Annotated in this window: 29 protein-coding genes and 1 pseudogene; 18 read left to right on the forward strand and 12 right to left on the reverse strand. The window is 66.0% G+C overall.

Translation table 11 applies throughout. The features are described from left to right. Positions 1-7: 7 nt before the first annotated feature. Positions 8-808, forward strand: coding sequence for a biotin--[acetyl-CoA-carboxylase] ligase (locus tag ACLMAJ_RS07305; RefSeq protein WP_412012744.1), 801 nt, complete (start codon positions 8-10; stop codon positions 806-808). A 68-nt stretch (positions 809-876) separates the two neighbouring features. Here ACLMAJ_RS07305 and ACLMAJ_RS07310 read toward each other — a convergent pair whose 3' ends face one another. Further along, positions 877-1,830 (reverse strand): acyl-ACP desaturase, encoded by a 954-nt coding sequence (locus ACLMAJ_RS07310; protein ID WP_412012745.1) that lies wholly within the window; start codon positions 1,828-1,830, stop codon positions 877-879. Positions 1,831-2,039: 209 nt separating this feature from the next. Between ACLMAJ_RS07310 and ACLMAJ_RS07315 the strand changes: the two genes are divergently transcribed. The 3 genes from ACLMAJ_RS07315 to ACLMAJ_RS07325 are packed head-to-tail and all read left to right on the forward strand — an operon-like array spanning position 2,040 to position 4,627. Beyond that, positions 2,040-2,600 (forward strand): PH domain-containing protein, encoded by a 561-nt coding sequence (locus tag ACLMAJ_RS07315; RefSeq protein WP_412012746.1) that lies wholly within the window; start codon positions 2,040-2,042, stop codon positions 2,598-2,600. 40 nt (positions 2,601-2,640) lie between these two features. Further along, a complete protein-coding gene (locus tag ACLMAJ_RS07320; RefSeq protein ID WP_412012747.1) occupies positions 2,641-3,318 on the forward strand; it encodes a response regulator transcription factor in 678 nt (225 codons plus the stop codon). A gap of 1 nt (position 3,319) precedes the next feature. Next, positions 3,320-4,627 carry an ATP-binding protein gene (locus tag ACLMAJ_RS07325; RefSeq protein ID WP_412012748.1) on the forward strand — a complete coding sequence of 436 codons (1,308 nt, stop codon included), beginning with the start codon at positions 3,320-3,322 and terminating at the stop codon, positions 4,625-4,627. Between the two features lies 1 nt (position 4,628). On the opposite strand, the gene ACLMAJ_RS07330 is transcribed toward ACLMAJ_RS07325, so the two are convergent. Continuing rightward, positions 4,629-5,171 carry a GtrA family protein gene (locus ACLMAJ_RS07330; protein WP_412012749.1) on the reverse strand — a complete coding sequence of 181 codons (543 nt, stop codon included), beginning with the start codon at positions 5,169-5,171 and terminating at the stop codon, positions 4,629-4,631. Between the two features lie 164 nt (positions 5,172-5,335). On the opposite strand from ACLMAJ_RS07330, the gene ACLMAJ_RS07335 reads away from it, so the two are divergent. The 4 genes from ACLMAJ_RS07335 to ACLMAJ_RS07350 all read left to right on the forward strand — a co-directional run bounded on the left by ACLMAJ_RS07335 (position 5,336) and on the right by ACLMAJ_RS07350 (position 9,293). Continuing rightward, positions 5,336-6,511 carry a 5-(carboxyamino)imidazole ribonucleotide synthase gene (locus ACLMAJ_RS07335; protein WP_412012750.1) on the forward strand — a complete coding sequence of 392 codons (1,176 nt, stop codon included), beginning with the start codon at positions 5,336-5,338 and terminating at the stop codon, positions 6,509-6,511. A gap of 69 nt (positions 6,512-6,580) precedes the next feature. Next, positions 6,581-7,081, forward strand: coding sequence for a 5-(carboxyamino)imidazole ribonucleotide mutase (gene purE, locus ACLMAJ_RS07340; protein ID WP_412012751.1), 501 nt, complete (start codon positions 6,581-6,583; stop codon positions 7,079-7,081). 224 nt (positions 7,082-7,305) lie between these two features. Further along, complete coding sequence (locus ACLMAJ_RS07345) at positions 7,306-7,962, forward strand: TetR/AcrR family transcriptional regulator (protein ID WP_412012752.1); 657 nt, start codon at positions 7,306-7,308, stop codon at positions 7,960-7,962. 170 nt (positions 7,963-8,132) lie between these two features. Further along, complete coding sequence (locus tag ACLMAJ_RS07350; protein ID WP_412012844.1) at positions 8,133-9,293, forward strand: acyl-CoA dehydrogenase; 1,161 nt, start codon at positions 8,133-8,135, stop codon at positions 9,291-9,293. 210 nt (positions 9,294-9,503) lie between these two features. Here the strand turns inward: ACLMAJ_RS07350 and ACLMAJ_RS07355 are convergent. Then, positions 9,504-9,797 (reverse strand): annotated as a pseudogene (locus ACLMAJ_RS07355) (GNAT family N-acetyltransferase); the annotation flags it as partial. A gap of 54 nt (positions 9,798-9,851) precedes the next feature. Beyond that, a complete protein-coding gene (locus ACLMAJ_RS07360; protein ID WP_412012753.1) occupies positions 9,852-11,210 on the reverse strand; it encodes an FAD-binding oxidoreductase in 1,359 nt (452 codons plus the stop codon). A 226-nt stretch (positions 11,211-11,436) separates the two neighbouring features. On the opposite strand from ACLMAJ_RS07360, the gene ACLMAJ_RS07365 reads away from it, so the two are divergent. After that, complete coding sequence (locus ACLMAJ_RS07365) at positions 11,437-11,631, forward strand: hypothetical protein (RefSeq protein WP_412012754.1); 195 nt, start codon at positions 11,437-11,439, stop codon at positions 11,629-11,631. A 70-nt stretch (positions 11,632-11,701) separates the two neighbouring features. Then, positions 11,702-12,202 carry a GtrA family protein gene (locus tag ACLMAJ_RS07370; protein ID WP_412012755.1) on the forward strand — a complete coding sequence of 167 codons (501 nt, stop codon included), beginning with the start codon at positions 11,702-11,704 and terminating at the stop codon, positions 12,200-12,202. On the opposite strand, the gene ACLMAJ_RS07375 is transcribed toward ACLMAJ_RS07370, so the two are convergent. The 3 genes from ACLMAJ_RS07375 to ACLMAJ_RS07385 are packed head-to-tail and all read right to left on the reverse strand — an operon-like array spanning position 12,199 to position 14,171. Continuing rightward, the gene (locus ACLMAJ_RS07375; RefSeq protein ID WP_412012756.1) at positions 12,199-12,837 is read right to left on the reverse strand and encodes a Type 1 glutamine amidotransferase-like domain-containing protein; all 639 of its coding nucleotides are present in this window, start codon (positions 12,835-12,837) and stop codon (positions 12,199-12,201) included. The two genes, ACLMAJ_RS07370 and ACLMAJ_RS07375, sit on opposite strands and share 4 nt — an antisense overlap. A 6-nt stretch (positions 12,838-12,843) precedes the next feature. Then, positions 12,844-13,683, reverse strand: a complete 840-nt coding sequence (locus ACLMAJ_RS07380; RefSeq protein WP_412012757.1) for a maleylpyruvate isomerase family mycothiol-dependent enzyme — start codon at positions 13,681-13,683, stop codon at positions 12,844-12,846. Beyond that, positions 13,680-14,171 carry an HIT family protein gene (locus ACLMAJ_RS07385; protein ID WP_412012758.1) on the reverse strand — a complete coding sequence of 164 codons (492 nt, stop codon included), beginning with the start codon at positions 14,169-14,171 and terminating at the stop codon, positions 13,680-13,682. The genes ACLMAJ_RS07380 and ACLMAJ_RS07385 overlap by 4 nt, the downstream gene beginning before the upstream one ends. Positions 14,172-14,462: 291 nt before the next feature. Here ACLMAJ_RS07385 and ACLMAJ_RS07390 point away from each other — a divergent pair, with 291 nt between their 5' ends. The 3 genes from ACLMAJ_RS07390 to ACLMAJ_RS07400 are packed head-to-tail and all read left to right on the forward strand — an operon-like array spanning position 14,463 to position 17,367. Beyond that, positions 14,463-15,614 carry a Re/Si-specific NAD(P)(+) transhydrogenase subunit alpha gene (locus tag ACLMAJ_RS07390; RefSeq protein WP_412012759.1) on the forward strand — a complete coding sequence of 384 codons (1,152 nt, stop codon included), beginning with the start codon at positions 14,463-14,465 and terminating at the stop codon, positions 15,612-15,614. Continuing rightward, the gene (locus ACLMAJ_RS07395) at positions 15,614-15,928 is read left to right on the forward strand and encodes an NAD(P) transhydrogenase subunit alpha part 2 (protein ID WP_412012760.1); all 315 of its coding nucleotides are present in this window, start codon (positions 15,614-15,616) and stop codon (positions 15,926-15,928) included. Before ACLMAJ_RS07390 ends, ACLMAJ_RS07395 begins: the two co-directional genes overlap by 1 nt. Before the next feature lie 17 nt (positions 15,929-15,945). Further along, positions 15,946-17,367 carry an NAD(P)(+) transhydrogenase (Re/Si-specific) subunit beta gene (locus ACLMAJ_RS07400; protein ID WP_412012845.1) on the forward strand — a complete coding sequence of 474 codons (1,422 nt, stop codon included), beginning with the start codon at positions 15,946-15,948 and terminating at the stop codon, positions 17,365-17,367. Positions 17,368-17,509: 142 nt separating this feature from the next. Here the strand turns inward: ACLMAJ_RS07400 and ACLMAJ_RS07405 are convergent, their stop codons facing one another. The 3 genes from ACLMAJ_RS07405 to ACLMAJ_RS07415 form a co-directional block, all read right to left on the reverse strand. After that, complete coding sequence (locus ACLMAJ_RS07405; protein WP_412012761.1) at positions 17,510-17,749, reverse strand: hypothetical protein; 240 nt, start codon at positions 17,747-17,749, stop codon at positions 17,510-17,512. 18 nt (positions 17,750-17,767) lie between these two features. Next, complete coding sequence (locus ACLMAJ_RS07410; RefSeq protein WP_412012762.1) at positions 17,768-19,030, reverse strand: MFS transporter; 1,263 nt, start codon at positions 19,028-19,030, stop codon at positions 17,768-17,770. A 108-nt stretch (positions 19,031-19,138) separates the two neighbouring features. Further along, positions 19,139-19,987, reverse strand: a complete 849-nt coding sequence (locus ACLMAJ_RS07415) for an SDR family oxidoreductase (protein WP_412012763.1) — start codon at positions 19,985-19,987, stop codon at positions 19,139-19,141. Positions 19,988-20,067: 80 nt separating this feature from the next. Between ACLMAJ_RS07415 and ACLMAJ_RS07420 the strand changes: the two genes are divergently transcribed. Genes ACLMAJ_RS07420 through ACLMAJ_RS07430 form a run of 3 tightly spaced genes read left to right on the forward strand, consistent with a single transcriptional unit; the run spans position 20,068 to position 21,734 of the window. Continuing rightward, on the forward strand, positions 20,068-21,033 hold the full coding sequence (locus tag ACLMAJ_RS07420; RefSeq protein ID WP_412012764.1) for an AraC family transcriptional regulator: 966 nt from the start codon (positions 20,068-20,070) through the stop codon (positions 21,031-21,033). A gap of 26 nt (positions 21,034-21,059) precedes the next feature. Beyond that, positions 21,060-21,452, forward strand: a complete 393-nt coding sequence (locus ACLMAJ_RS07425) for an acyl-CoA thioesterase (protein ID WP_412012846.1) — start codon at positions 21,060-21,062, stop codon at positions 21,450-21,452. Positions 21,453-21,512: 60 nt separating this feature from the next. After that, on the forward strand, positions 21,513-21,734 hold the full coding sequence (locus tag ACLMAJ_RS07430; RefSeq protein WP_412012765.1) for a type II toxin-antitoxin system HicB family antitoxin: 222 nt from the start codon (positions 21,513-21,515) through the stop codon (positions 21,732-21,734). Between the two features lie 80 nt (positions 21,735-21,814). Here the strand turns inward: ACLMAJ_RS07430 and ACLMAJ_RS07435 are convergent, their stop codons facing one another. After that, complete coding sequence (locus ACLMAJ_RS07435; protein WP_412012766.1) at positions 21,815-22,639, reverse strand: SDR family oxidoreductase; 825 nt, start codon at positions 22,637-22,639, stop codon at positions 21,815-21,817. A 57-nt stretch (positions 22,640-22,696) separates the two neighbouring features. Further along, entirely contained in the window at positions 22,697-23,224 is a 528-nt protein-coding gene (locus tag ACLMAJ_RS07440) for an Lrp/AsnC family transcriptional regulator (protein WP_412012767.1), read from the reverse strand. A gap of 145 nt (positions 23,225-23,369) precedes the next feature. Here ACLMAJ_RS07440 and pdhA point away from each other — a divergent pair, with 145 nt between their 5' ends. Further along, positions 23,370-24,482 carry a pyruvate dehydrogenase (acetyl-transferring) E1 component subunit alpha gene (gene pdhA, locus ACLMAJ_RS07445; RefSeq protein WP_412012768.1) on the forward strand — a complete coding sequence of 371 codons (1,113 nt, stop codon included), beginning with the start codon at positions 23,370-23,372 and terminating at the stop codon, positions 24,480-24,482. Beyond that, a complete protein-coding gene (locus ACLMAJ_RS07450; protein ID WP_412012769.1) occupies positions 24,479-25,453 on the forward strand; it encodes an alpha-ketoacid dehydrogenase subunit beta in 975 nt (324 codons plus the stop codon). The genes pdhA and ACLMAJ_RS07450 overlap by 4 nt, the downstream gene beginning before the upstream one ends. Positions 25,454-25,460: the final 7 nt, after the last annotated feature.

Raw genomic sequence — 25,460 nt, forward strand, 5'->3', positions numbered from 1 at the left:
TGCCGATGTGCACAGGCCACCGTTGGACGCAGAGAAGTTGCGGCGCAGTCTCATCGAGACACCCGAGCTGTCGTTCTTCTCCCATATCGAGGTGCTGGAGTCGACCGGGTCCACCAACGCGGATCTGATCGCGCGGGCCGGGGATCCGAATGCTGATCGCAGCGTGCTCCTCGCGGAAGCGCAGGAGCAGGGGCGTGGCAGGCACGCCAGAAACTGGGTGAGCCCAGCACGCGCGCAGCTCTCGATGTCGATGCTGGTGCGGTTGAACGGCATCGACCCGGCCTCGCTGGGCTGGCTGCCGCTGCTCACCGGGGTCGCGGTGGTCGATGCGCTGCGCGCGACCGCGGGTGTGGCGGCAACTCTCAAGTGGCCGAACGATGTATTGATCGACGGCCGCAAGGTCGCAGGCATCCTGGCCGAGGTCGCGACAGCAGGCGACGCTCCCGTCGTGGTGATCGGCGTCGGCCTGAACGTGAGCCTCACCGAGACAGAACTGCCGGTGCCACACGCCACTTCGCTGACGCTGGCGGGTGCCGTCGACACCGACCGCACGCTGTTGGTGCAGGCGCTGCTCACCGAATTCGCTCGACGCTTCACCGCGTGGCAGCACGCGGGCTGGGCGACTACCGATCTGATCGCCGCCTATCGCGAGCGGTGTTCCACCTTGGGTGCGCGGGTGCGCGCGGAGTTGCCGGGCGGACAGACGTTGACCGGCACGGCGACCGACGTCGACGCGACCGGGCGCTTGCTGATCGGTGACCGGGCCGTGTCCGCGGGCGACGTCACCCACCTGCGCGCCGAAGGCTGAGTTCCCGCGGAAGGCTGGAGCCTTCACTGCCGGACCCCGGCTTTCGCCGGGGTCGCCGAACAGCGAACTCACACAGGCTGCATGATGCCCCGTGCCGCGTCCCGTGCGAACATGCGGTCGCGCTGCTCTTCGAACTTGAGCACATCGCCTGCCAGCTTCTCCAGGAATACCCCGAGATGCTCCCGCGCGGCTTCGCCACGCGCACCGAAGTCGTTGCGTTCGAAGATGTTCCACTTCTTGAGCACCGGCTGCACCACTTCCTCGAGGTGCTGGCGCAGGTCGTAGATACCGTGCTTGGCCATCAGCACGCCGTTGCGCCGGAAGTTCGGCATGCCGTAGCCGGGCATGACGAAAAAGGTGACGGTATTGGCGATCGCCTCCATGGCCTGATCGGGGGCCAGGTCGAGGCTCGCGCCACACAGGTTGCGGTAGAAGATCATGTGCAGGTTCTCGTCGGTGGCGATGCGCTGAAGCATGCGGTCGGCGATCGGGTCGTTGCAGACGCGGCCGGTGTTGCGGTGGCTGACCCGGGTTGCCAGCTCCTGGAAGGTCACGTACGCGACGTTGACCAGGAAGCCGCCCCAATTGTCGGGCGAACGGACGCCCTGCGTCATGTGGATCATCCTGGCCTCTTCGAGCGCGACCGGGTCGATGCCACGGGTGACGACGAGGTAGTCACGCATGACGATGCCGTGCCGGTTCTCCTCGGCGGTCCAGCGGCCGACCCAGGTGCCCCACGCGCCGTCCATGGAGAAGCTCTCGGAGATCTCACGATGGTAGGAGGGCAGATTGTCTTCGGTGAGCAGGTTGGTGATCATCGCGGCCTTGGCGACCTCGTTCAGCTTGGACTGCTCCGGGGCCCAGTCCACCCCGCCCATCGCGGCGAAGTTGCGTCCCTCATCCCACGGGACGTAGTCGTGCGGGTGCCAATCCTTGGCCATCGATAGGTGCCGGTTCAGATTCGCTTCGGCCACCGGTTCGAGTTCGGTCAGGATTTCCAGCTGAGTCAGATCCTTGTTCACTCACGCCTCCACGGTTGTAATCGAGAAGTTTGTCGAGCAGGACTTGAGCCTTTCCGCAGGTAGAGCGTTCATAGCTAGGTCGAGCGGACAGATCTGGTGCGAGCGGGAGAATCTCGGGCGCGAAAGCGGCTGCGCGAGGAGACGATTGTGCAGCACGGCGCGCGTTGGTGTCCAGGCATTCTGACATCCGCACACGGTAGGGTTTCCGCATGGGTTATCCGGAGGAGGTGCTCGCGCCGGACGAGCAGTTGATTCTCCATCGTCATCCGCATTGGAAAATGCTGTTCTGGCCGATCGTCACGCTCATCGTCGCCACCGCGCTCGCCGGGTTCCTCGGTGGTCTGGCCTGGCGGCAAACCGAAGGTTCCACGCGGTCGATCCTGCTCGGTGTCATCCTCGTGCTCTGGCTCGGCATCCTCGGATGGCGTTGTGTCGCAAGGGTTATGAGTTGGAAGTCGACTCATTTCATCGTGACCGACAGGCGGGTCCTGATCCGTCAAGGCGTCGTCACGCACACCGGCATCGATATCCCGATGAGTCGTATCTCCAGTGTGCAGTTCCGCCACGGCCTGTTCGACCGGTTGCTCGGCACCGGCACGCTCATCATCGGCTCGTCCTCGGAAGAACCGCTCGAATACGACGACATCCCGCAGGTACAGCAGGTGCATGCCCTGCTGTATCGCCAGGCGTTCGAGCACTCTCAGGGAAACGGGGATCAGCGGTGGGACGATCACGGCCGCAATCGGGCACCTGGCGGCGGCTACCGATGAGCTGCCCGGCTGCCGCCGCGCCGATCCGTAATCTGAGGTCATGACCGCCGTACTCCTGGCCGAAGACGACGAGGCCATCGCCGCGCCGCTGTCCCGCGCCCTCGGGCGCGAGGGCTACTCGGTGACGGTCGAGCGTTTCGGGCCCGCGGTGCTGAAGCGGGCACTCGAGGGCAACCACGATCTGCTCATCCTCGACCTCGGGCTGCCCGGTATGGACGGGCTCGAGGTATGCCGTCAGGTGCGTGCCCGTGGCGCCGATCTCGCCGTGCTGATGCTCACCGCACGCACCGACGAGGTCGACTTCGTCGTCGGCCTCGACGCGGGCGCTGACGACTACGTCGGCAAGCCGTTCCGCCTCGCCGAGCTTTTGGCCCGAGTGCGAGCCTTGTTGCGGCGCAGTGGAATCGGTGACGACATCGTGGAGGTCGGCGGTATCAGGCTGGAGCCCGCGGCCCGCCGGGTGCTGGTGAACGGCGTCGAGATCGGTTTGGCCAACAAGGAATACGAACTGCTCAAGGTGCTGATCGATCGCGCGGGTCAGGTGGTGGCGCGCGAGACCATCCTGCGTGAGGTGTGGGGCGACGCCGAGCTGCGCGGTTCCAAGACCTTGGACATGCATATGTCGTGGCTGCGTCGCAAGATCGGCGACGAGGGCCCGATGGCCGAGCGACGCATCGTCACCGTCCGCGGTGTCGGCTTCCGGCTGAACACCGACTGACGTGCGGCGCAGAATTCTGCGGTCCATTCTCACCGTGTTGACCATCACCACGGTGGTGCTCGGCGTTCCGCTGATCTACACCGCCTGGTTGTGGGTCGAGGACATCACCCGCAACGATCTGCAGAGCAGGCTGGAACGAATCGCTGCCGAGATCATCACGCAAGAGCACGGCGACGGGATGGTGACCGGCGGACTGGACGAGCGATCGGTGCGCCCGCTGGTGCCCTCGGGGGGCAGGCTGACCATCGTCTATCCCGCGCCGCATGACAACGCCTCGCGCCTGGACATCGGCGTGGATCGGGTCGGTGACCCCCTGGTGGAGTCGCTGTCGATGGGAACCGCCGGATCGCTGCGCCTGGAGGTGCCCGCCGGGCCGATGCACATCAGGCAGCGCCAGGCCATTGCCGTGGTAGCACTCGCGGTGCTCGCCTCGCTCGGTGCCGCGGTGTCGGTCGCGATGGTCACCGCGGGTCGGGTCGCCGATCCGCTGCGCGACGTGGCGGCAAGGGCCGCGCGCCTGGCGAAGGGCGACTTCCGGCCCGATCCACGCAGGCACGGCATTTCCGAGCTCGACAGGGTCTCCGATGTGCTCGACTCGGCCACCGTCGAGATCGCCGGACGCCTACAGCGCGAACATGCGCTTGTCGCGGATGTGTCGCATCAGCTGCGCAGCAGGCTGACCGCGGTGCGGCTGCGGCTGGACGAGTTGTCCACGCACACCGATCCCGCCGTCGTGCACGAGGCCGAGGAGGCGATGGCTCAGGTCGACCGGCTCACCGAGGCGATCGACGACCTGGTCCGAGCTTCGCGAGACGAGGACGCGACCGACCGCGACCCCGTGCCGGTGATGGCCGAGCTGCGCGGGGTCGTCACAGAATGGACACACCCGTTCGGCGAGGCGGGCAGGACGTTGGCGTTGATCGGTGACGAGACGCTGTCCGCGCCGATCACCGGGTCGCGGCTGCGCGAGGCGGTCGCGGTGCTCGTCGACAATGCCCTGATGCACGGCGGCGGCACCTGCACCGTGTCGGTGCGCACGGTGCGGCCCGGCCGTGATCGGGAGCCGCTGGTGTGTGTCGAGGTGGCCGACGAGGGCGAGGGAGTTCGTGACGAACTCGCACCGCATATCTTCGACCGGGGCTTCTCGGCCGGTGGGTCCACCGGCGTCGGGCTGGCTTTGGCGAGGGCGCTGATCGAGGCCGATGGTGGACGTTTGGAACTGCAACGGCGCAGACCCGCGTTGTTCGCGGTGTTCCTCGGGGCGATCACGCCCATCCGGTCGGCGGGCGGTGTGCAGGAACCGCGCTGAATCAGCTGTGGCCGAGCTGCTCTTCCTCGAGAAGATCCTCGAATTCCTCGACGATCTCCTTCATTTCATCGGGGAATACCCAGCGGCGCATGGTCCAGAAGCGGAAGGCCATCTGTAGCAGGTTGCCGATGATGAACGCGCTGATGAAGTCCGCGATGTTCTCGACGGTGAAGCTCACATTGGGTTGGCGCAGATCGAAAATGTAGCTCGACACCCACAGCGGCAGGAAGGCGAGCACAACTCCGACACCGCTGACGCCGAAGAACAACAGCGCCTCGTGATGACGTTCGCGCCCGCCACGATTCTTGAACGACCATTCGCGGTTGAGGATGTAGGACGCGATCACGGCGATGACACCGGAAATGATCTTGGCGGTGACCGGCTTCGTATCCAGAACCGTCAACTTCAGCCCGTAGAAAATGCCGCTGTCGATCACGAAGGTGGTAGCGCCGACGATGGCGAATTTGATCAGCTCATGGTGGCGGTACGCGATCTCCCGCAGTGGTTGGGGGAGGACGTTGACCACGTCGTCGACGAATGACACAAGGCCCGAGTGTACCGGTAGCGGTTATTGCGCATCGACGTGACAAGATTGCACGACGTGAGGGAGCGAAGCGAGCGAACCATCAGCACAGCAGCCCGGTTCATGACGGAGCCGAGCGTCAGCGAGGCGCAGTCGTGAGTCCACGTTCGTTTGATCCTGCTGCCATGCCAACGGTCACCATGGTCGGTGGCGGCCAGCTCGCGCGCATGACCCACCAGGCGGCCATCGCCCTTGGGCAGCGTCTGCGGGTGCTGGCCGAGAGCCAGGATGATCCGGCCGCGCAGGTGAGCCCCGAGGTCGTGCTGGGCAGCCACACCGATCTGGCCGCGCTGCGCAAGGCGGCCGTCGGATCGCACGCGCTGACCTTCGACCATGAGCAGGTGCCGACAGAGCACCTCGAGGCGTTGGTCGCCGAGGGCGTCAATGTGCAGCCGCCGCCGCAGGCATTGATCTACGCGCAGGACAAGCTGGCCATGCGCACCAAGCTGTCGGAGCTCGGGGTGCCGGTGCCCGCGTTCGTCCCGGTGGCCGTCGCGGCCGACGCGGTGCGCTTCGGCGACGAGCACGGCTGGCCCATGGTGCTCAAGGCGGTGCGCGGCGGTTACGACGGTCGTGGTGTCTGGATGCCCGAGACCGCGGCCGAGGCCGAGACGATCGCGCGAGATCAACTCGCGCACGGTGTGCGACTGCTGGCCGAGGCACGGGTGGACCTGAAGCGGGAACTGTCGGCGATGGTGGCCCGCTCGCCATACGGCCAGGCGGCGACCTGGCCGGTGGTGGAGACGGTGCAGCGCAACGGACAGTGCGCGGTGGTGATCGCGCCGGCACAGGAGCTGTCGGAGGATCTCGCCGCCGAGGCGGAGACGCTGGCGTTGAACCTGGCCGAACGGCTCGGGGTCGTCGGCGCGATGGCCGTCGAGCTCTTCGAGACCCATGACGGCATTCTGCTGGTGAACGAGCTGGCCATGCGCCCGCACAACTCCGGGCACTGGGGCATGGACGGCGCACGCACCGGACAGTTCGAACAGCACCTGCGCGCCGTGCTCGACTACCCGCTCGGTGACACCAGCGCGCTGGCGCCCGTCACCGTGATGGCGAATATTCTCGGCGCACCGGAGGCGCCCGCCATGTCGATGGACGAGCGACTGCACCACCTGTTCGCCAGGATCCCCGACGCGAAGGTGCACATGTACGGCAAGGGCGAACGCAAGGATCGCAAGATCGGGCATATCAACGTGCTCGGCGACGAGGTCGCCGTGGTGCGGGAAAAGGCTGAGCGCGCGGCACATTGGATGTCGCACGCGGTTTGGACCGACGGATGGGATCCCCACGGTGAGTGAGCGCAGCGAGCGAACGATCGACACAGCGTGCTTCGCGCACGCCGGAGCCGAGCGCAGCGAGGCGCAGGCATGAGTGAACCGCAAGTAGGCCTGATCATGGGCAGTGACTCCGACTGGCCGACCATGGAAGCCGCGGCGGAAGCCTTGGCGGAGTTCGGTATTCGCTTCGAGGTCGGCGTCGTCTCCGCACACCGCACACCGCAGCGCATGCTCGACTACGCCCGTGACGCCGCAGGCCGCGGCCTGAAGGTCATCATCGCGGGCGCGGGCGGCGCCGCCCACCTCCCCGGCATGGTCGCTTCGGCCACCGCTCTCCCGGTGATCGGCGTCCCCGTTCCCCTGAAGTATCTGGACGGCATGGACTCCCTGCTCTCCATCGTCCAAATGCCCGCGGGTGTCCCGGTAGCCACCGTCTCCATCGGCGGTGCCCGCAACGCGGGCCTGCTCGCCGTCCGGATCCTGGCCTCCGCGGACCCGGCCCTGCGCACCCGCATGGAACAGTTCCAGGCCGACCTCGAACAGATGGTTCTGCAAAAGGACGAAGCCCTCCGTACCAAGCTGCTCGGCTAGCGGGCTGTCTAGGCGCGCGGTCGGATGAAGTCCGTCCCTAGATCGCGCATGGCTGGAGCGAAGGCGGAGGTACGCCTGGTTGGCGCGGTCGGATGAAGTCCGTCCTTAGATCGCGCATGGCTGGAGCGAAGGCGGAGGTACGCCTGGTTGGCGCGGTCGGATGAAGTCCGTCCTTAGATCGCGCATGGCTGGAGCGAAGGCGGAGGTACGCCTACGGTGATCCGGTGGCAACTGACGACGATACGGCCAGGTTTCGGCTGACAGTGGTTGATCAGGCCCTGCGGCTGTTTGCCGAGCAGGGGTATGAGGCGACGTCGGTGGAGGAGATCGCCGAGGCCGCGGGGATTTCGCGGCGGACGTTCTTTCGGCAATTCCGGTCGAAGGAAGATGTGATCTTTGCCGATCACGAATCGCAGTTGGCGCAGGCTGCGGAGTTTCTCGCGGCGGCGCACGGTGATCCGTGGGAGGCGGTGTGCGACGCGGTGGTCCAGGTGTTCGAGCGTTTCACGCAGTGGCGTGAGATCGCGGAACGACGGTATCGGGTGGTGCGGCGAGTGCCCGCGCTGCGCGAGCGGGAGATCGTGACCGTGTTCCGCTACGAGCGGCTGTTCACCGACTATCTACGTGAGCGGCTGCCCGAAGCCCCTGATCTGGCGCGGGTGCAGTTCACGGCCGCCGTAACCGCGACGCACAACTATCTCTTGCGACGGATGGTGCGCGGCGAGTCCGACGCGGGCGCCGCGAACCTGCGGGTCGAGTTGGCGGCGATACCCAGGGTGCCGGGCCGCGCGACGGCGGAGATGGTGGTCGCGGTGTTTCCGCGAGACATGCCGCCACGACAGGTCGCAGATCTTGTGACACGTCGACTGGGTAATCTGTGATCGGAGTCATAATATGCTATGGCTGACACCCAGTGCCAAGCAATAGCCGCACTTGACGCCAAGTTCTGGGCGTACAATAGACTCGAATGGCACTCAGTGCCGAAATGCTGGACGTTCCGTGTTGCCTGCGGAACGCGGCGATCACGACCGACGACCAGGAGCGTGCCCCCATGGCGGGAAACCCCGATTTCGACCTGTTCAAGCTCGCGGACTTCCACGACGAACTGCGTGCCGCCATCCGCGGGCTTGCGGAGAAGGAAATCGCCCCGTACGCCAAGGACGTCGACGGCAACGCCCGCTTCCCAGAGGAGGCGCTGACCGCTCTGAACAGTTCGGGCTTCAACGCGGTGCACGTGCCGGAGGCCTACGGCGGCCAGGGGGCGGACTCGGTCGCCACCTGCATCGTGATCGAGGAGGTCGCCCGCGTCTGTGGTTCGTCGTCGCTGATCCCGGCCGTCAACAAGCTCGGCACCATGGGCCTGATCCTCAATGGCTCCGAAGAGCTCAAGCAGAAGGTATTGCCGGATCTCGTCGACGGCCGGATGGCCTCCTACGCGCTGTCCGAACGTGAGGCGGGTTCCGACGCCGCGAGCATGCGAACCCGTGCCAAAAAGGACGGCGACGACTGGGTCATCAACGGCTCCAAGTGCTGGATCACCAACGGTGGCAAGTCTTCCTGGTACACCGTCATGGCGGTGACCGACGCGGACAAGGGCGCCAACGGCATCTCGGCATTCCTCGTGCACAAGGACGACGAGGGCTTCGTGGTCGGCCCGCTGGAGCACAAGCTCGGCATCAAGGGTTCGCCCACCGCGGAGCTGTATTTCGAGAACTGTCGAGTGCCGGGTGACCGCATCGTCGGCGAGCCGGGCACCGGCTTCAAGACCGCGCTACAGACCCTCGACCACACCCGCCCCACCATCGGCGCGCAGGCCGTCGGCCTCGCGCAGGGTGCGTTGGACGCGGCGATCGCCTACACCAAGGATCGCAAGCAGTTCGGTACCGCCATCGCCGACTTCCAGAGCACTCAGTTCATGCTCGCCGATATGGCGATGAAGATCGAGGCGGCCCGCCTGATGGTCTACACCTCCGCGGCCCGCGCCGAGCGCGGCGAGAAGAACCTCGGCTTCATCTCCGCCGCCGCCAAGTGCTTCGCCTCCGACGTGGCCATGGAGGTCACCACCAACGCCGTTCAGCTCTTCGGCGGCGCCGGCTACACCACCGACTTCCCGGTCGAGCGGATGATGCGTGACGCCAAGATCACTCAAATCTACGAGGGCACCAACCAGATTCAGCGCGTCGTGATGTCGCGCGCGCTGCTGCGTGGCTGAGTACGCGCATTTGTCGGGGTGGCCCGGGGCATTCGCCTCGGGCCACCGCCCCGGCTAGCTCCCCAACGACCGAACCTGGCGTCCGTACATGACCGGTGCGATCACCAACCATCGGGTCGGCCCGGATGCGCTCGAGGTGATCGGTCCGATCCTCGCGCAGTACCTGCGGGACGCTAGGCATCGTCGGAATGACTTCGTCCGGCTGCGCTGTTAAGCGACCAGGTCGGCGTGCTCGCGGTGCTCCGCGATGTACTTCTCCACATACCAGCAGGTGGGGATGACCGTAAAGCCCGCGCCGCGCGACTGCTTCAGGGCGTACTCGACCACCTGGGCGGCCACGCCGCGCCCGCGGAACTCGGGGAAGGTCATGGTGTGATGGAAGTCGCGGACCTTGGTGTCCTCGGCTTCGGCGTAATCGGCGTACCCGGCGAGGGTGTCGTCGATATAGATCTCGTAGCGGGTATCGGCGACATTGTGCTCGAGCCTGGTGGTCATGGTCTGGTGAAACTCCTTCTCGGCCGGGAATGTTCCTGCGGGTGCGGTGTCGTTGTGCCTGGTCTAGAGAATCGAGCCGGGGTTGAGGATGCCATGCGGGTCCAGCGCGTCCTTGATACGCCGGGTCAGTGCCATCACATCGGGCCCGAGTTGATCGGGCAGCCAGGCCTTCTTCAACCTGCCGACGCCGTGCTCACCGGTAATGGTGCCGCCGAGTGCGATCGCGAGATCCATGATCTCGCCGAAGGCAGTGTGCGCCCGTTCGGTCATGGCGGCGTCGGCCGGGTCGTGCACGATCAGCGGGTGGGTGTTGCCGTCGCCCGCGTGTGCGATCACCGAGATGATCACCTCGTTGCGTTCTGCGATCGAGGCGACACCGTTGATCATGTCGCCGAGGCGCGGCAGCGGCACACCGACGTCCTCGAGCAGCAGTGAACCGAGCTTCTCGACCGCGGGAATGGCGAAACGTCGTGCGGCGGTGAAGGCTTCGCCTTCCTCGGGGTCCTCGGTGTGGAAGACCTCGGTGGCGCCGACCTTCTCGCATACCGCGACCATGATCTCGGCCTCGTGGCGGGCGAATTCGCCAGGTGCGTCCGAACGTGCGACCAGCAGGCCCGCCGCCTTGCGATCCAACCCCATCCGCAATTCGTCCTCGACCGCGTTGATCGCCACCGCGTCCATGAACTCCAGCATGGACGGTCGCAGTGCCCCCGTGATGCCGAGAATGGCCTCGGTGGCAGCGCTCAGCGTCGCGAACGAGGCGACGACGGTGCTCTGCGGCGGCTGGGCGGGCAGCAACCGCAGCGTCAGTTCGGTGATCACCCCGAGTGTGCCCTCGCTGCCGACGAACAGCTTGGTCAGCGACAATCCCGCGGAGTCCTTGAGCCGGGGACCGCCGAGTCGCACCACGGTGCCGTCGGCGAGTACCACCTCCATGCCGAGAACGTAATCGGTTGTCACGCCGTACTTCACACAGCACAGACCACCCGCGTTGGTTGCGGCGTTGCCGCCGATCGAACATATCTCGAACGACGAGGGGTCCGGCGGATACCACAGACCCTGTTCGGCGACCGCACGCTTGACCTCGGCATTGAGCAGCCCGGGCTGCACGATCGCGGTGCGGGTGACCGGGTCGACGCTGATGGTGCGCATCCGCTCGGTGCTCAGCACGATGCCGCCATCCACGGCGGTCGCACCGCCGGACAGTCCGGACCCCGCGCCGCGCGGCACCACCGGGATCGTGTGCTCATGCGCGAAGCGCAGCGTCGCGGCGACGTCATCGGTGCTGGTGGCACGCACGACGGCGAGCGGAGTGCCCGCATCGGGATCGCGGGCCCAGTCCTGCCGGTAGCTCTCCAGCAGATCGGAGTCGGTCAGGACCGCGCCGTCGGGCAGCCGCGCGATCAGGTCATGAAGTTCCACACAGTTCACGGTAGCTTCTCGACCCCTCGCTGTTGGGGGGTGGTGCTGTTGCCGTTTGGTGGTAAGAATTCAGACGACGGGCGCGCTCGGCGTCGGAGGGAGCACTGGTGCAGATCGATTCACCGGATTATCGCGAGCTGGTTGCGGCGATGTTCTCGCACGAGTTCGTGGACGGTGGCATCGACGACAGTGCGCTACGTCGCATTCATGCCGGCCAGTTCGCCGAATGGCTGACCGCGCTGGATCGTTCGGGGGTATTTTCGACAAGCAGGCGTTGGCGACCGTTACCGAGCAGTGGCGGCGCGACCCGCTGATCCTGCTGGACGCACTGCTGGACGAGGCCGACGACGTGACCCGCAGGCGTTGTCTCGCCGCGTGGTCGGCACTCGATCGTCGTCCGCCGCTCACTCAGATCGGCTGACCCGGCGGCTCGACCAGCCGGTTTGCTCGGTGATCACTTTGTGGACACCTGCCGCTGCCATGCTGGCGGCGTGCAAGGCCATGCGAAAACCACCGATACCGTGGCGGACAGGTTCACCCGGTGGTGCGTGGCGATCGTCGCGCGCCTGCCCCTGGGGCTCGCGCGCGTTGTCGCTCCGACTTTCATCGGCTTCGCGCTGATCAACGGTTTCACCTTCGGCGTCGATCTGACGTTGCTCACGGCGTTCCACGGCTGGTGGGGTCTTCCGGTCTGGCTATCGGTCACGGCGGCCTATGTGTGCGCCTTCGGCCTGAGTTTCGTGCTCAACCGCACTTTCAATTTCCATTCGCATGCACCGGTCGGCGAGCAGGCGGCGGTGTACGCGGTGGTGGTCGCGATCAACTACCTCGCGTTCATCCTGGGTGTCGGCAGCGGATTGACCGCAATCGGCCTCGAATACCACCTGTCCAGGCTGCTGGCGGGCGCCTGCGAAGCGGTCTTCATCTACAGCGCGATGCGTTGGGTGGTGTTCCGCCGCGGGGACATCGAAGCGTCCTCGACAGTTCGCTAACGCAGAACTTCGGTCCGATCGCCATCGACGAGCACCACATCGTCATCGGTGAGCGCCCAATGCGGTGTGCCCTCGGTGCGGTAACGAGCGGCAAGCCGCTTGCCGTAGCCGTCGGGATCTGTCGCGGAGTCGATGTGCGGCACGATCCGGCGCTCGACCAATCCCATTCCGTCCCACTGTGGTTCGATGCCGCAGGTCGGTGCCACCTCGGCGGGATCGTCCACATCGTCGAGGCCGTGCAGATCCGGGCCCATGATGCAGGCCCCCGCGCTGTAGCCCGCGTACACCAGCGCGTCCGCGGCCAGCAGCTTACGCAGCGCCAGATCGGCTCCACTGCGGGCGAATTGGGCGCGCAGCACAAAGGTATTGCCACCGCGTACCCACACCAGTGGATATTCGGCGAGCGTCCGCTCCAGTTCCGTCGCGCGTCCGACATAGTCGCGCAGATCGAGTGTTTCGGGGGTGTAGCCCAGCTTGCGCAGTGGCACCGCGTCGCTGGTGATCGCGCTTGTCCATACCGCGGGCCAGGCGTCACATGCGTTGGGAATCAACGCGACTCGGCCCGGCTCGCCGACGAGCGCGGCGAGCCGGTCGTAGTGCGCCCCGAACCGGTAGCTGGACAGGAACAGTCGCATCGCGGCTCAGATCGTGAAGGCCAGATTGCGCACCAGCTGCAGGCCGAGCTGCTCGTCGCCGCCGATCGTAATGTCGTCGCGGTGCCCGTCGGCATCGGTCCGGCCGCCACCGAGGCGGGCGAAAAGCCCTGAGTCCAAGCCGATCTCGACGTCGGCGGGCGCGTCGAACGCATCGACATAGGCCGCGCGGCCGTCCACCTTGATATGCAGCGTCCTTGCCAGAGGGCCGGTCAGTTCGAAGGTGATCCGTGCGCCGTCCTTTGCTTTGCCACGCTTGACGACCACGCGCGGAATCGAACCGGCGAACTCCGTCAACGCCAGCTCGCCGCGCTTGCCGCCCTCGTCGATGGACACACCGAGCGCGTCGGCGATATCCAATTCGTGCATCCAGCAGTCGAACAGCCGCACCCGCATGAACCGGCCGTAGCCGACCTGGCCGATCGGCGAAGGGGTTTCCGCCTGCCATTCGGTGTCGCCGAGCGCCGTGAGCGCCTTGCGCCTGCGGTCGATGACATCGCGGTAGAGCTCGAGCAGCCGGGGACCCGGCAGCGGGCGCAGCCGGTCGACCCAGATCTCGTTGAGCACCGCGGTCTCGTTGCGCACGTGGGGCAGCGCGCGCACATCGATCTTCTCCCTGATCGGATCGTGCGGGGGCGGGCGCTCGCCGAGTAGCCACGATTCGGTGCCGACGACGTGGGCGACCACATCGAACACGGTCCAGCCCGGCAGCGCGGTCGGTGTGTGCCAGCGGTCCTCGTCGAGGTCCGCGACCAGCGCCGCGATCGCGTCCCACTGTTCGGACAGCGCGCCGATCAGCTCCGTCCGGTCCAGGGTCGGGTCGGTCATCCTGGGGTTCCTTCCTCGGCGCGGCCCGATGGCTCCGCCTCGCTGGTGCTCGACTGATCTTCGTTATCCAGTGCCGCGATCCCGCCCTTGATGGCTGCGGCGGTGGATGTGGGGTCGTGCGGGCGGCGCAGCAGTAGTCCGGCCGCGAAGCTGAGTTTGTCGCCGTGCTTGCGTGGGATCACGTGCAGGTGCACGTGTGGCACGGTTTGGAAGGCCGCGGTGCCGTCGTTGAGTACGAGATTGGCGCCGTCGGCGGCCAGGCTACTGCGCCGAATCGCCAGCGCCAGCCGATGTCCTGCCCGAAAGATGTGTGCGCCGAGGTCGGCATCCAGATCCTCGAGTTCGGTGGCGTGCCGTTTCGGGATCACCAGCGTGTGGCCGCGGGCGATGGGGCGGATATCGAGGAAGGCGCACAGTGTGTCGTCCTCGTAGACCTTCGTCGCCGGCGCTTCGCCCGCCGTTATTCGGCAGAAGACGCAGTCGTTCACATGCCGACCATACGGCGTACGAGGAGCGCGGCATACCCCGAATCAGGCATTCGGCATGACGCACGTCACTGCCCCGTGGCGTCTCGCGTCGCTGACCACCGCCCATGTCCGCCCGAACGCCTCGAAACCGGCATACCGGTGGAATCCGGCATCGGTCTGTGATGGGCATCTCAGCTACGCTCACGGCGAGCCGGGTACAGTTGCGAGGATTTGGACGAACTTACTCTGAAGTAACATCGTCCGGCGGTCGTCCGGTTGCTTGAAGCTCAGCCAGAAAAGGAAGTCTGACAAGTGGAGACAACGCAGAGCGTAGGCGATCAATCGCCGCGCGGAGCGCGGGTCGGAGTCGTACGCGAGTCTAACGCGGGCGAACGGCGTGTCGCATTGGTGCCCAAGATCATCCCCAGCCTGCGCAAGCACGGCGTGGAAGTGGTGGTCGAAGCGGGCGCCGGTCTCGGCGCGCTCATTCCTGACGCCGCCTATATAGACGCAGGCGCGACGATCGGCGACCCATGGTCGGCCGAGGTGGTCGTGAAGGTGGCACCGCCGAGTGACGCCGAGGTGAAGAAGCTGTCGAGCGGACAGACGCTCATCGGGTTCCTCGCCCCGCGCAACGCCGAGAACCAGATCAGCGCGCTGAAATCCGCGGGGGTACAGGCCTTCGCGGTCGAAGCCATCCCGCGCATCTCACGTGCCCAGGTGATGGACGCGTTGTCCTCGCAGGCGAATGTCGCCGGTTATAAGGCCGTGCTGCTCGCGGCGTCGGAATCGACGCGCTTCTTCCCGATGCTCACCACCGCGGCGGGCACCGTGAAGCCCGCGACGGTGCTGGTGCTCGGTGTCGGTGTCGCCGGTTTGCAGGCGCTGGCAACAGCCAAGCGTCTCGGTGGCCGTACCACCGGCTACGACGTGCGTCCCGAGGTCGCCGATCAGGTGCGCTCGGTCGGTGCGCAGTGGCTCGATCTCGGTATCGACGCCGCAGGCGAGGGCGGGTACGCCCGCGAGCTCACCGATGCGGAGAAGGCCGAGCAACAGCAGGCTTTGGAGAACGCGATCAAGAGTTTCGATGTGGTGATCACCACCGCGCTTGTGCCTGGTCGCCCCGCCCCGCGCCTGGTGACCGCCGCGGCGGTCGAGGGTATGAAGCCTGGCAGCGTGATCGTCGATCTGGCCGGTGAGACCGGCGGCAACTGCGAGCTCACCGAGCCCGGTGAAACCGTCGTCAAGCACCAGGTCACTATCGCCTCGCCGCTGAATTTGCCTGCCACGATGCCCGAGCACGCCAGCGAGCTGTACTCGAAGAACATTTCGGCGCTGCTGGAACTGATGTTGGCCGACGGGAAGCTCGCGCCCGACTTCGACGATCAGGTGCTCGCCGATTCCTGTGTCACACGTGAGCGAGGCTTGCCGAGCGAACCGACGAGCGAAAGCGTGGAAGCCTGATGTACACCGAACTGCTCGCGAATATCGCGATCCTGGTGCTGTCCGGGTTCGTCGGCTTCGCCGTTATCTCCAAGGTCCCCAACACCTTGCACACCCCACTCATGTCGGGCACCAACGCCATCCACGGCATCGTCGTGCTCGGTGCCCTTGTCGTACTGGGTAACACGCAGGATCCGTCGATCCTGACGCAGATCATCCTGTTCGTCGCCGTCGTGTTCGGGACCCTGAACGTCATCGGTGGTTTCGTGGTCACCGACCGCATGCTCGGGATGTTCAAGGGCAAGAAGGCCGCACCCGTGAAGGCGGACAAGTGATGCACACCTTCGACAATGTGACCTATCTGGTCAACGGCCTCTACATCGTGGCCTTCGGCATGTTCATCTACGGCCTGATGGGCCTGACCGGTCCGAAAACCGCGGTGCGCGGCAACCTGATCGCCGCGGTCGGCATGGTCATCGCCGTTGTCGCGACACTGATTTCGATCCGCCACACCGACAACTGGATCATCATCATCGCGGGTCTCGTCGTCGGTATCGCGCTGGGCGTTCCGCCGGCGAAGTTCACCAAGATGACCGCGATGCCGCAGCTGGTAGCCGCGTTCAACGGTGTCGGTGGTGGCACGGTCGCGCTCATCGCGTGGTCGGAATTCATCAACAGCGACGGCTTCTCGCACTTCAAGCACGGCGAGGAACCCACCGTCCACATCGTGATCGGTTCGCTGTTCGCGGCGATCATCGGCTCGATCTCGTTCTGGGGCTCGCTGATCGCCTTCGGCAAGCTGCAGGAAATCTTGCCGGGCAAGCCGATCGGGATCGGCAAGTTGCAACAGCCATTGAACCTGCTGCTGTTCCTCGGCGCCATCGCGGCGGCCGTGGTGATCGGCCTCGGCGCAACCGACGACGGTGTCTCGCAGCTGTGGATGATCGCGGTGCTCGTGCTCGCCGGTGTGCTCGGTCTGATGGTTGTGCTGCCGATCGGCGGTGCGGATATGCCGGTCGTCATCTCGCTGCTCAACGCGCTGACCGGATTGTCGGCCGCCGCGGCGGGTCTGGCATTGAACAACACCGCGATGATCGTGGCGGGCATGATCGTCGGCGCGTCCGGCACCATCCTCACCAACCTCATGGCCAAGGCGATGAACCGGTCCATCCCGGCAATCGTCGCCGGTGGATTCGGTGGCGGCGGAACAGCTCCCGGCGCAGGCGGTGACGGTGAAGCGAAGACAGCCAAGGCCACCTCCGCCGCGGACGCCGCGATCCAGATGGCGTACGCCAACCAGGTCATCGTCGTTCCCGGCTACGGTATGGCCGTTGCCCAGGCCCAGCACGCCGTCAAGGAAATGGCGGAGCTGCTCGAAGCCAAGGGCGTCGAGGTCAAGTACGCGATCCATCCGGTCGCCGGCCGCATGCCCGGCCACATGAATGTGCTGCTGGCCGAGGCCGAGGTTTCCTATGACGCGCTCAAGGAAATGGACGACATCAACGGCGAATTCAGCCGGACCGACGTGGCTTTGGTGATCGGCGCCAACGACGTCACCAACCCCGCCGCCCGCGAGGACAAGAGCAGCCCGATCTACGGTATGCCCGTACTCAACGTCGACCAAGCCAAGAGCGTCATCGTGCTGAAGCGTTCGATGAACAGCGGCTTCGCGGGTATCGACAACCCGCTGTTCTATGCCGAGCACACCTCTATGCTGTTCGGAGACGCCAAGAAGTCCGTCGGCGCGGTCACCGAAGAACTGAAGGCGCTGTAGGACTCCCAAGACGGAGACACTGCAAGGTGAAGCAGTAGTACTGCGTCGAATCCCCCGGTGCACAAGCTCTCTCAGGCCACACCGGGTTCGGGAAAGCCCGTTTCCGTTTCGCGGAGACGGGCTTTCCCGCGTTCGATCAGCTCTACATGATCTGGCGTTCGCGAGCCTCTACCGCTTCCTTGGCCTCTTTCAGTCCCGAGCCGGGGTCGAGCTCCCGATAATGCTTGATGGCCTGAATCTTCTTGCCATGCCGGATAAGTTCGTCGATCTCGGAATTACCGAACGTCGCACTCGGATCGGTGATGCCGAGATGTTTGATGATCAGATCGAGCTTGCGTTCGAGGCGTTCTATCTTGCGCTCGATTCTGTTGTTGTCGAACATGTGTCGAACATACCGAGATCATCGGGTCCCGGTCGGTTGGGGAGCGACAGCACCGGCGTAGCGGCAGCACAGTAGAACCGCTATCAGGGGGACCGCCATCGCGGTGGTCAGGGGGATGAGGGCAGTGAGCCAGCCGATGAGGGCGGGACCGGCGAGCAGGCCGAAGTAGCCGAGGCTGAACACGTGAGACATGTCGGTGGCGGCAGTGTCGGAGCCGAGGTTGCCTGCCGCGGTGAAGATTTGGGGGATTACCCCGGACAGCCCGAGTCCCGCCATGGCCCAGCCGAGTAGGGAAAGGGGGACCCAGCCCGACGCCATGATCAGGCCGATGCCGAGCGCGGCGAGCGCGCTGCCGTAGCGGACCAGCGCGACGGAGCCGAACGTGCCGCTGATCCGATCGGCGGTGAATCGGCCCGCCGTCATGGTGATCGAAAAGGCGCTGAAAGCCAGTGCCGCGGTGGCCTGGTCGACGCCGAGATGCTCACGCATCTGCAACGTGCTCCAGTCGTTGGCTACACCCTCCGCGAGCAGCACGCCGAAGGCTATGGCGGCCAGCACCAGCACCTTTCGGCGCTGATCCGGACGGCTGGGCGGTTGCTTCGTCTGTGCGCACTCGAGCGAGGGGCTGTCGACGGGCTCACGCCCCTCGGGAAGGACCGGGTGCGGCGTTGTCGCGGCGGACGGCTCCGGGATCCGCGATTCGGAACGGGTATCGCGCAGCAATCGCGCAACCGTGGCCGCGGTGATGATCAAGCCGACGATCGTGGCAAGCGTCAAGGTCAGTCGGGTATCCCAGCCCGCTCGCAATGTTGCCGCGCCGATCAGCGACCCGAGGAGCCCCCCGCCGGAGAACAGCGCGTGAAACGCCGACATGATCGGGCGACCATACGCGCGTTCCACATGTACCGCTTGGGTATTCATCGACACGTCCAGCGCCCCGTTGCCGAGACCGAAGCAGGCCAGCGCGACGGCCAGGGTGACGGGGCCGGTGGCAAGGCCGGGGCCGAGCACCGCGAGCGAACCGATGACCGCGGCCACGCCGACCAGTGTGCGACTGCCGAAGCGGTCCGCGAGCGGTCCCGCGACCCGCATGCCGACGATGCCGGTACCTGCCATCAGCAGGATGAACATGCCGAGCGTCGACTTCGAGGTGCCGGTGCGGTCGGTGATGGCCGGGATATGCACCACCCACATGGCCAACAGGAAGCCGTTCAGCGCGAACACCACGAATACCGCGACACGAGCGATACGAGTCGAGGAGTCGATCGTCGAGGTCGCCATCGATTCGACGGTACCGATGATCATCGCACTCGGCGAGGGGGCCGTTCCCGCGCAACCATCCAGGACAGCTTCGGCCTGGATGGTCCGGGTGCGTGGATCGCGCAGCCTCTACTGGCCAGGTGCGTTCCAGACTCCGGTGGCGGCGGTGTCGCGCACGTATTCGGCGAAATCCTTCGACTCCCGACCGAGCGCGCGTTGCACACCGTCGGTGGTCTTGGAGTTCCTGCCGTCCAGCACCGTGCCGAACAGGTAGTCGAGCAGGCTCACTACGTCGGCGGGCACCTGGTATTCGGTCAGTGCCGCAACAAAATCCGTCCGCGAGAGTGGAATGTAGGCGATCTCGCGTTCGGTTGCCGCCGCGATCTCGGCGACAGCTTCGGCGAAGGTCAGCGCCCGCGGCCCGGTCAGTTCGTAGACCTCGCCCTTGTGCCTGTCGTCGGTGAGCGCCGCGACGGCAACCTCGGCGATGTCGTCGATGTGTACGAACGGCTCGGGGACATCACCATTGGGCAGCGCGACCTCGCCGGCGACCACATAGTCGGTGAAGGCGCCCTCGCTGAAGTTCTGGGCGAAAAAGCTGCATCGCACGATGGTCCAGTCGAGGCCGCAATCCTGCACGATCTGCTCGCATTCCAGTGCCTCCGGCTCGCCGCGGCCCGACAGCAACACGAGCTTGCGTACCCCCGCTGCCCTTGCCGCGGCGGCGAACGAACGAATGGCGGCAGGGGCGCCCGGTACTGCGAGGTCGGGCTGGTAGGCGATGTACACCGCGTCGATGCCGGTCAGTGCCGGAGTCCAGGTGGCGCGGTCTTCCCAATCGAACGGGATCTCGGCGGTGCGGGAGCCGATTCGGACCGAATGCCCGGCCTGCCGCAGTCGGGTCACGACGCGGCTGCCGGTCTTGCCTGTGCCGCCGGTGACGAGGGTGAGGGGCTGGTGAGCGGTGTTGTTTGTCATGGTTCGAGTACACCGGCGACGGCCGAGACGAGACATAGTTCAGCGGCTCATGATCATGTGTATTCGTCTACTGTTGTTGTGTGGATGCGCTCGCCAGTCTGCTCGAAGGTCCACGCGCCAGAGGTGCGTTCGTGATGTGTTCGCTGTTGGACCCGCCGTGGTCGCTGCGTATTCAGGACGAGGCTCCGCTGACGGTGGTGTCGATGATCCGAGGAACCGCGTGGGTCATGACCGAGCCGGGAGGCAAGCCCGCCGCACCGCGGCAGTTGAGTGCGGGTGACATCGCGATCTTCCGCGGACCCGACCACTACACGGTCGCCGACGACCCCGCGACGGAATCGCAGATCTATATCCACCCCGGCAACATCACGAAGACCCCCGACGGCGAAATCCTTTGCGAGACATTGAGTCTCGGCACGCGCCAATGGGGCACCAACGCGGACGGCGCCACCGTGATGGTCACCGGGACCTACGAGTCCGCCGGCGCGGCAAGCCAGCGACTGCTGCGCGCCCTGCCGCCGGTCATCGTGCTGTCGCGGGGCGACCTCGACACCCGGCTGCTCGATATGCTCGTCGACGAGGCCATGAAGGACGAGCCCGCCCAGAGTGTGGTCCTCGACCGCCTGCTCGACCTGGTGCTGATCACCGCGCTGCGCACGTGGTTCGCCCGCAACGACGCACCGGCCTGGTACCACGCCTACAGCGACCCGCTGGTCGGCAAGGCGCTGCGGCTGCTGCAACACAACCCCGCGCACGGCTGGACGGTCGCGAGCTTGGCCGAGGCGGTCGGCGTATCGCGGGCCGCGCTTGCTCGCCGCTTCACCGACCTGGTCGGGGAGCCGCCGATGTCCTTCCTCACCGAATGGCGCCTCGCACTCGCCGCCGACCTGCTCGCGGAGTCCGACGCCACCATCGAATCGATTGCCCGCCAGGTGGGTTACGGCAGCGCCTTCGCACTGAGTACGGCGTTCAAACGCCACTTCGGCCTGAGCCCGCGCGACCACCGTCAGGGCGCGACCCCCGCTGAGCTATCGTCGGCCGGGTGACCAAGGAGTATCCAGTCCTCTGGCCGATGCCGACCCGGTGGGCCGATAACGACCACTACGGGCACGTGAACAACGTGACGTACTACTCGTACTTCGACACCGCGGTCAACGCGTGGCTGATCCATGCCACCGGCACCGATATCCGTGAGTTGCCCGCGCTCGGCGTCGTCGCCCAAACCTCCTGCAAGTACCTGGGCTCGCTGAGCTTCCCCGACCAACTCCAGGTCGGCCTGCGCATCGCCCGCCTCGGCCGCTCCAGCATCACCTACGACCTGGCCATTTTTCGCGAGGACGGCGACGCCCTCGAACTAGCGGCCACCGGCACCTTCGTGCACGTCTACGTCGACGCCGAGACCCGCAAACCCATCGAGATCCCCGAAGTCATCCGCGCCGCCGCCACGGCCCTCCTCGTCGACTGACACTGCATCCGAACAACTGTCGAATGTCGGCACCACTGATATTTGGGGGACACTGGTCGCATGGCTGATCAGCGAGTATTGACTGCTGCGGTGCATCAGGAAGAGGACTGGTATGTCGCACAATGCCTCGAGGTGGATGTGGCCAGCCAAGGGCAGACAATCGATGAGGCGTTGCACAACCTGAGGGAGGCGGTCGCGCTGTATCTGGCAGAAGCACCCGAGCCGCAGCTGACCTCTACGCCATTGGTGAGGTCATTCCAAGTGCCCGGCGCGGCGGCGTGAGCCCTGCGCTCGCCGATCTTCCGGTCCGTAAGGTTATCCGCGTGCTGGAATCTATTGGTTTCGGAGTTCCTCGCATTGCTCTAGTCGACCGGCGGGGCGTGACCAGCCCCTAGTGCGGCCTGGAAGCGGCGCATGCCTTCGAGCCAGCGGTCGTAGTCGGCGCCCTTGTGGCGGTACATCTTCAGGACCTCGGGGTGCGGCAGGATCAGGAAGTGTTCGGCGTCGATGCCTGCCAGTACGGCCTCGGCGACCTGCTCGGGGGGCAGGACGGCACCGGCGGTGGTCACGGCCTTGATGGCGAGTTCGCCAGCGGCGGCGTCCTCCGGGATCAGGCCGCCGCGCAGCAGTTGGGTGTCGACGCCCATCGGGCATATGCAGCTGACGCGAATCCCTTTGTCCCCGTAGGTGACCGACAGCCATTCCGCGAAGCCGACGGCTGCATGCTTGGTCACCGAATAGGGCGCGGAGCCGATCTGGGTGAGTAGTCCCGCTGCCGACGCCGTGCTGACGAAGTAGCCGCTGCCACGCTCCAGCCAGCCGGGCATCAGGAGGCGGGCGGCACGCACGTGAGCGAGCACATTGACCTCCAGCGCCGCCGACCACTGCGCGTCGGTGCTGTCGAGCCCGGGTCCACCACCGATGCCCGCGTTCGCGAAATACAGGTCTACCGGACCGAATTCGGCCGCTGCGCGATCGATCAGATCTTGGATGACTTTCTCGTCGGCGACATCGCCGCCGACCGCGACCGCGCCGTCGCCGATCGCATCGGCGACGTTCGCCGCGGCCTGCGCGTCCAGGTCGGCGAGCAGCACCCGTGCACCGTTCGCGACCAGCCGTTGCGCCAGCGCGGCACCGATGCCTGCGCCCGCGCCTGTCACGATCGCGACCTTGCCCGAAATCTCCATGCCCGCACCCTAGAACTCGGCGACCACCTCGTACAGCGCGGGATCGCGCAGTGGCTTTTACCGGCGAGGGTCAAGGGCCGAGCGCGGGTAGGGGCTCGAACCGGCAAGCCGGTCGAGCAGGGGAGCGGTACGAGGCCCGACCAGTTCCCGCATCACCAGCGCCATATTGGTGCGTTCGACACCGGGGATTTTCAGGATCTGTCCGGCGATCCGGTACAGGTCGTCCGCGTCCCGCGCGACCACACGGACGGTGAGATCGGTCGGCCCCGTCATGCCGCACACCTCGGTCACCTCCGGCACTTCGGCCAGTTCCTCGACCACGGAATCCAGCTGATGCTGATCGACGACGACCGCGACGAAGGCCGAAAGCGGGTAGCCGAGCGCACGCGCGTGTACCCGTCGCTCGAAGCTGCCGAGCACCCCGCTCGCCTCCCAGCGCGATAGTCGCGCCTGCACGGTATTGCGCGACAACCCGAGCCGTGTCGCCAGTTCCACGCCGGTCGCGCGTGGGTTCGCGACAAGCTCCAGCAGTAGCCGCGCATCGGTGGCGTCCAACGTGGCGTCGACGGGTTCTCTACTGGACATACAACGCAGTATGACACTGATCGACCGCCGAGAATTGGGCATTCTGCTCACTCACGTGTTGATCACTTGCGCAGATCGACATGTGGGGCATGCTGTGTGATATAGGACACACGCGCTCAGCGCCCGTGGTGAGGAGGCGATCACGATGCCGGACAAGCCCGCGTATCCCATCCAGCTGATCCAGCCCGACGGTCGGCGCGTCTTCGATCGTGAACACGCCGCCCTTGTCGCCGACATCGGGCCCGAGCAGTTGCGCGCACTCTACGAAGACCTGGTCGTGACCCGCAGGATCGACACCGAGGCAACCGCGCTGCAACGCCAGGGCCAACTCGGACTGTGGGCACCGATGATCGGCCAGGAGGCCGCTCAGGTCGGCTCCGCGCGGGCTCTGCACCCTGACGATTACGTGTTCTGCAGCTACCGCGAGCACGCCGTCGCCTACTGTCGCGGCGTCCATCCCACCGAACTGACTCGGCTGTGGCGCGGCGTCGCGCACTCCTGCTGGGATCCCGACGCGGTGAACATGACCAACCCGAACATCATCGTCGGCTCGCAGGGGCTGCACGCGACCGGCTATGCCTACGCCGCTCACCTCGACGGCGCGGAAATCGCGACCATCGCGTACTTCGGCGACGGCGCGACGAGCCAGGGCGATATCGCCGAGGCGCTCGGCTTCGCCGCGAGTTGGACCGCGGCGACGGTGTTCTTCTGCCAGAACAACCACTGGGCGATCAGCTCACCGGTGCGCGTGCAGAGCGCGACTCCGATCGCGCGTCGTGCCTACGGCTACGGCATTCCCGGTCTTCAGGTCGACGGCAACGACGTACTCGCGGTGCTCGCGGTGACAAGGCAGGCGATCGCGCGGGCCCGCTCCGGCGGCGGCCCGTCGTTCATCGAGGCAATCACCTACCGGATCGGCCCGCACACCACTGCCGACGATCCCACCCGCTACCGTTCCGCCGCCGAGACCGAGCAGTGGAAGCGCCGCGATCCGATCGACAGGATGCGCAAGCTGCTGGAACGAGAAGCACTGTGGGACGAGGCATTCGAGCGACAAGTCGGCGCACACGCCGACGAGGTCGCCCATCAGGTGCGTTCGGCGACCATCGACATGCCGGATCCCGCGCCGATGGCACTGTTCGAAAACGTCTACGCCACCTCGCATCCGCTGATCGCCGAGGAGCGCAACGAGTACGCGCGGTATCTGGCCGGCGATCCCGGCGCGGCCACCGTGCAACAGGAAGGAGTCCCCTCATGATCACCACCTTCGCGGCCGCGCTCAACGCCGGACTGCGACGAGCGCTGGAAGACGACCCGAAGGTCGTGCTGATGGGCGAGGACATCGGCCACCTCGGCGGCGTGTTTCGGGTGACCGATACCTTGCAGAAGGACTTCGGCGACAACCGCGTCATCGACACCCCGCTCGCCGAATCCGGCATCATCGGAACGGCTTTCGGCATGGCGCTGCGTGGCTATCGGCCGGTATGCGAGATCCAATTCGACGGATTCGTCTACCCCGCGTTCGATCAGATCGTCTCGCACGTCGCCAAGATCCACTATCGGACAGCGGGAAAGGTGATCGCGCCCCTCACGATTCGCATTCCGTTCGGTGGCGGGATCGGTTCGGTGGAACACCATTCGGAGTCGCCGGAGGCCTATTTCGCGCACACCGCCGGGCTGCGGGTGGTGACGCCGAGCAACCCGGCCGACGCGTATCTCATGATCCGCCAGGCGATTGCGCTGGACGATCCGGTGATCTTCTTCGAACCCAAGCGGCGCTACTGGGACAAGGCCGACGTCGACTTCGCAACGATCGACGAGCTGCCGCTGGACAAGGCCCGTGTCTGCGTGTCCGGCACCGACGCGACCGTCGTCGCGTACGGCGGCACCGTGGCGACCGCGATGTCCGCGGCGAAAATCGCCGCTGAAGAGGGACATTCGCTCGAGGTGATCGATCTGCGCAGCCTCTCACCGATCGACTTCGACACTATCGAAGAGTCGGTCGCCAAGACCGGCAGACTGGTCGTGGCGCACGAGGCGCCGGTTTTCGCGGGTCTCGGCGCCGAAATCGCCGCGCGCATCACCGAGCGCTGCTTCTATCAGCTGGAGGCGCCGGTGTTGCGCGTCGGCGGGTTCGACATCCCGTACCCCCCGGCTAAGCTCGAAAAGTACCACCTGCCCGACCCTGACCGCATCCTGGCGGCGGTCGATCGATCGCTCGCCGCCTGACGCCATC

It is taken from the genome of Nocardia arseniciresistens, assembly GCF_046764875.1.
Lineage (GTDB): Bacteria > Actinomycetota > Actinomycetes > Mycobacteriales > Mycobacteriaceae > Nocardia > Nocardia arseniciresistens.

Coding starts and splice junctions, on each gene's coding strand:
- ACLMAJ_RS07315 (WP_412012746.1), top strand. CDS start 2,040: ATGGGTTATCCGGAGGAGGTGCTCGCGCCGGACGAGCAGTTGATTCTC.
- ACLMAJ_RS07320 (WP_412012747.1), top strand. CDS start 2,641: ATGACCGCCGTACTCCTGGCCGAAGACGACGAGGCCATCGCCGCGCCG.
- ACLMAJ_RS07335 (WP_412012750.1), top strand. CDS start 5,336: ATGCCAACGGTCACCATGGTCGGTGGCGGCCAGCTCGCGCGCATGACC.
- purE (WP_412012751.1), top strand. CDS start 6,581: ATGAGTGAACCGCAAGTAGGCCTGATCATGGGCAGTGACTCCGACTGG.
- ACLMAJ_RS07350 (WP_412012844.1), top strand. CDS start 8,133: ATGGCGGGAAACCCCGATTTCGACCTGTTCAAGCTCGCGGACTTCCAC.
- ACLMAJ_RS07365 (WP_412012754.1), top strand. CDS start 11,437: ATGGCTGACCGCGCTGGATCGTTCGGGGGTATTTTCGACAAGCAGGCG.
- ACLMAJ_RS07375 (WP_412012756.1), bottom strand. CDS start 12,837: ATGCGACTGTTCCTGTCCAGCTACCGGTTCGGGGCGCACTACGACCGG.
- ACLMAJ_RS07380 (WP_412012757.1), bottom strand. CDS start 13,683: ATGACCGACCCGACCCTGGACCGGACGGAGCTGATCGGCGCGCTGTCC.
- ACLMAJ_RS07395 (WP_412012760.1), top strand. CDS start 15,614: ATGTACACCGAACTGCTCGCGAATATCGCGATCCTGGTGCTGTCCGGG.
- ACLMAJ_RS07405 (WP_412012761.1), bottom strand. CDS start 17,749: ATGTTCGACAACAACAGAATCGAGCGCAAGATAGAACGCCTCGAACGC.
- ACLMAJ_RS07410 (WP_412012762.1), bottom strand. CDS start 19,030: ATGGCGACCTCGACGATCGACTCCTCGACTCGTATCGCTCGTGTCGCG.
- ACLMAJ_RS07415 (WP_412012763.1), bottom strand. CDS start 19,987: ATGACAAACAACACCGCTCACCAGCCCCTCACCCTCGTCACCGGCGGC.
- ACLMAJ_RS07425 (WP_412012846.1), top strand. CDS start 21,060: ATGCCGACCCGGTGGGCCGATAACGACCACTACGGGCACGTGAACAAC.
- ACLMAJ_RS07430 (WP_412012765.1), top strand. CDS start 21,513: ATGGCTGATCAGCGAGTATTGACTGCTGCGGTGCATCAGGAAGAGGAC.
- ACLMAJ_RS07435 (WP_412012766.1), bottom strand. CDS start 22,639: ATGGAGATTTCGGGCAAGGTCGCGATCGTGACAGGCGCGGGCGCAGGC.
- ACLMAJ_RS07440 (WP_412012767.1), bottom strand. CDS start 23,224: ATGTCCAGTAGAGAACCCGTCGACGCCACGTTGGACGCCACCGATGCG.
- pdhA (WP_412012768.1), top strand. CDS start 23,370: ATGCCGGACAAGCCCGCGTATCCCATCCAGCTGATCCAGCCCGACGGT.
- ACLMAJ_RS07450 (WP_412012769.1), top strand. CDS start 24,479: ATGATCACCACCTTCGCGGCCGCGCTCAACGCCGGACTGCGACGAGCG.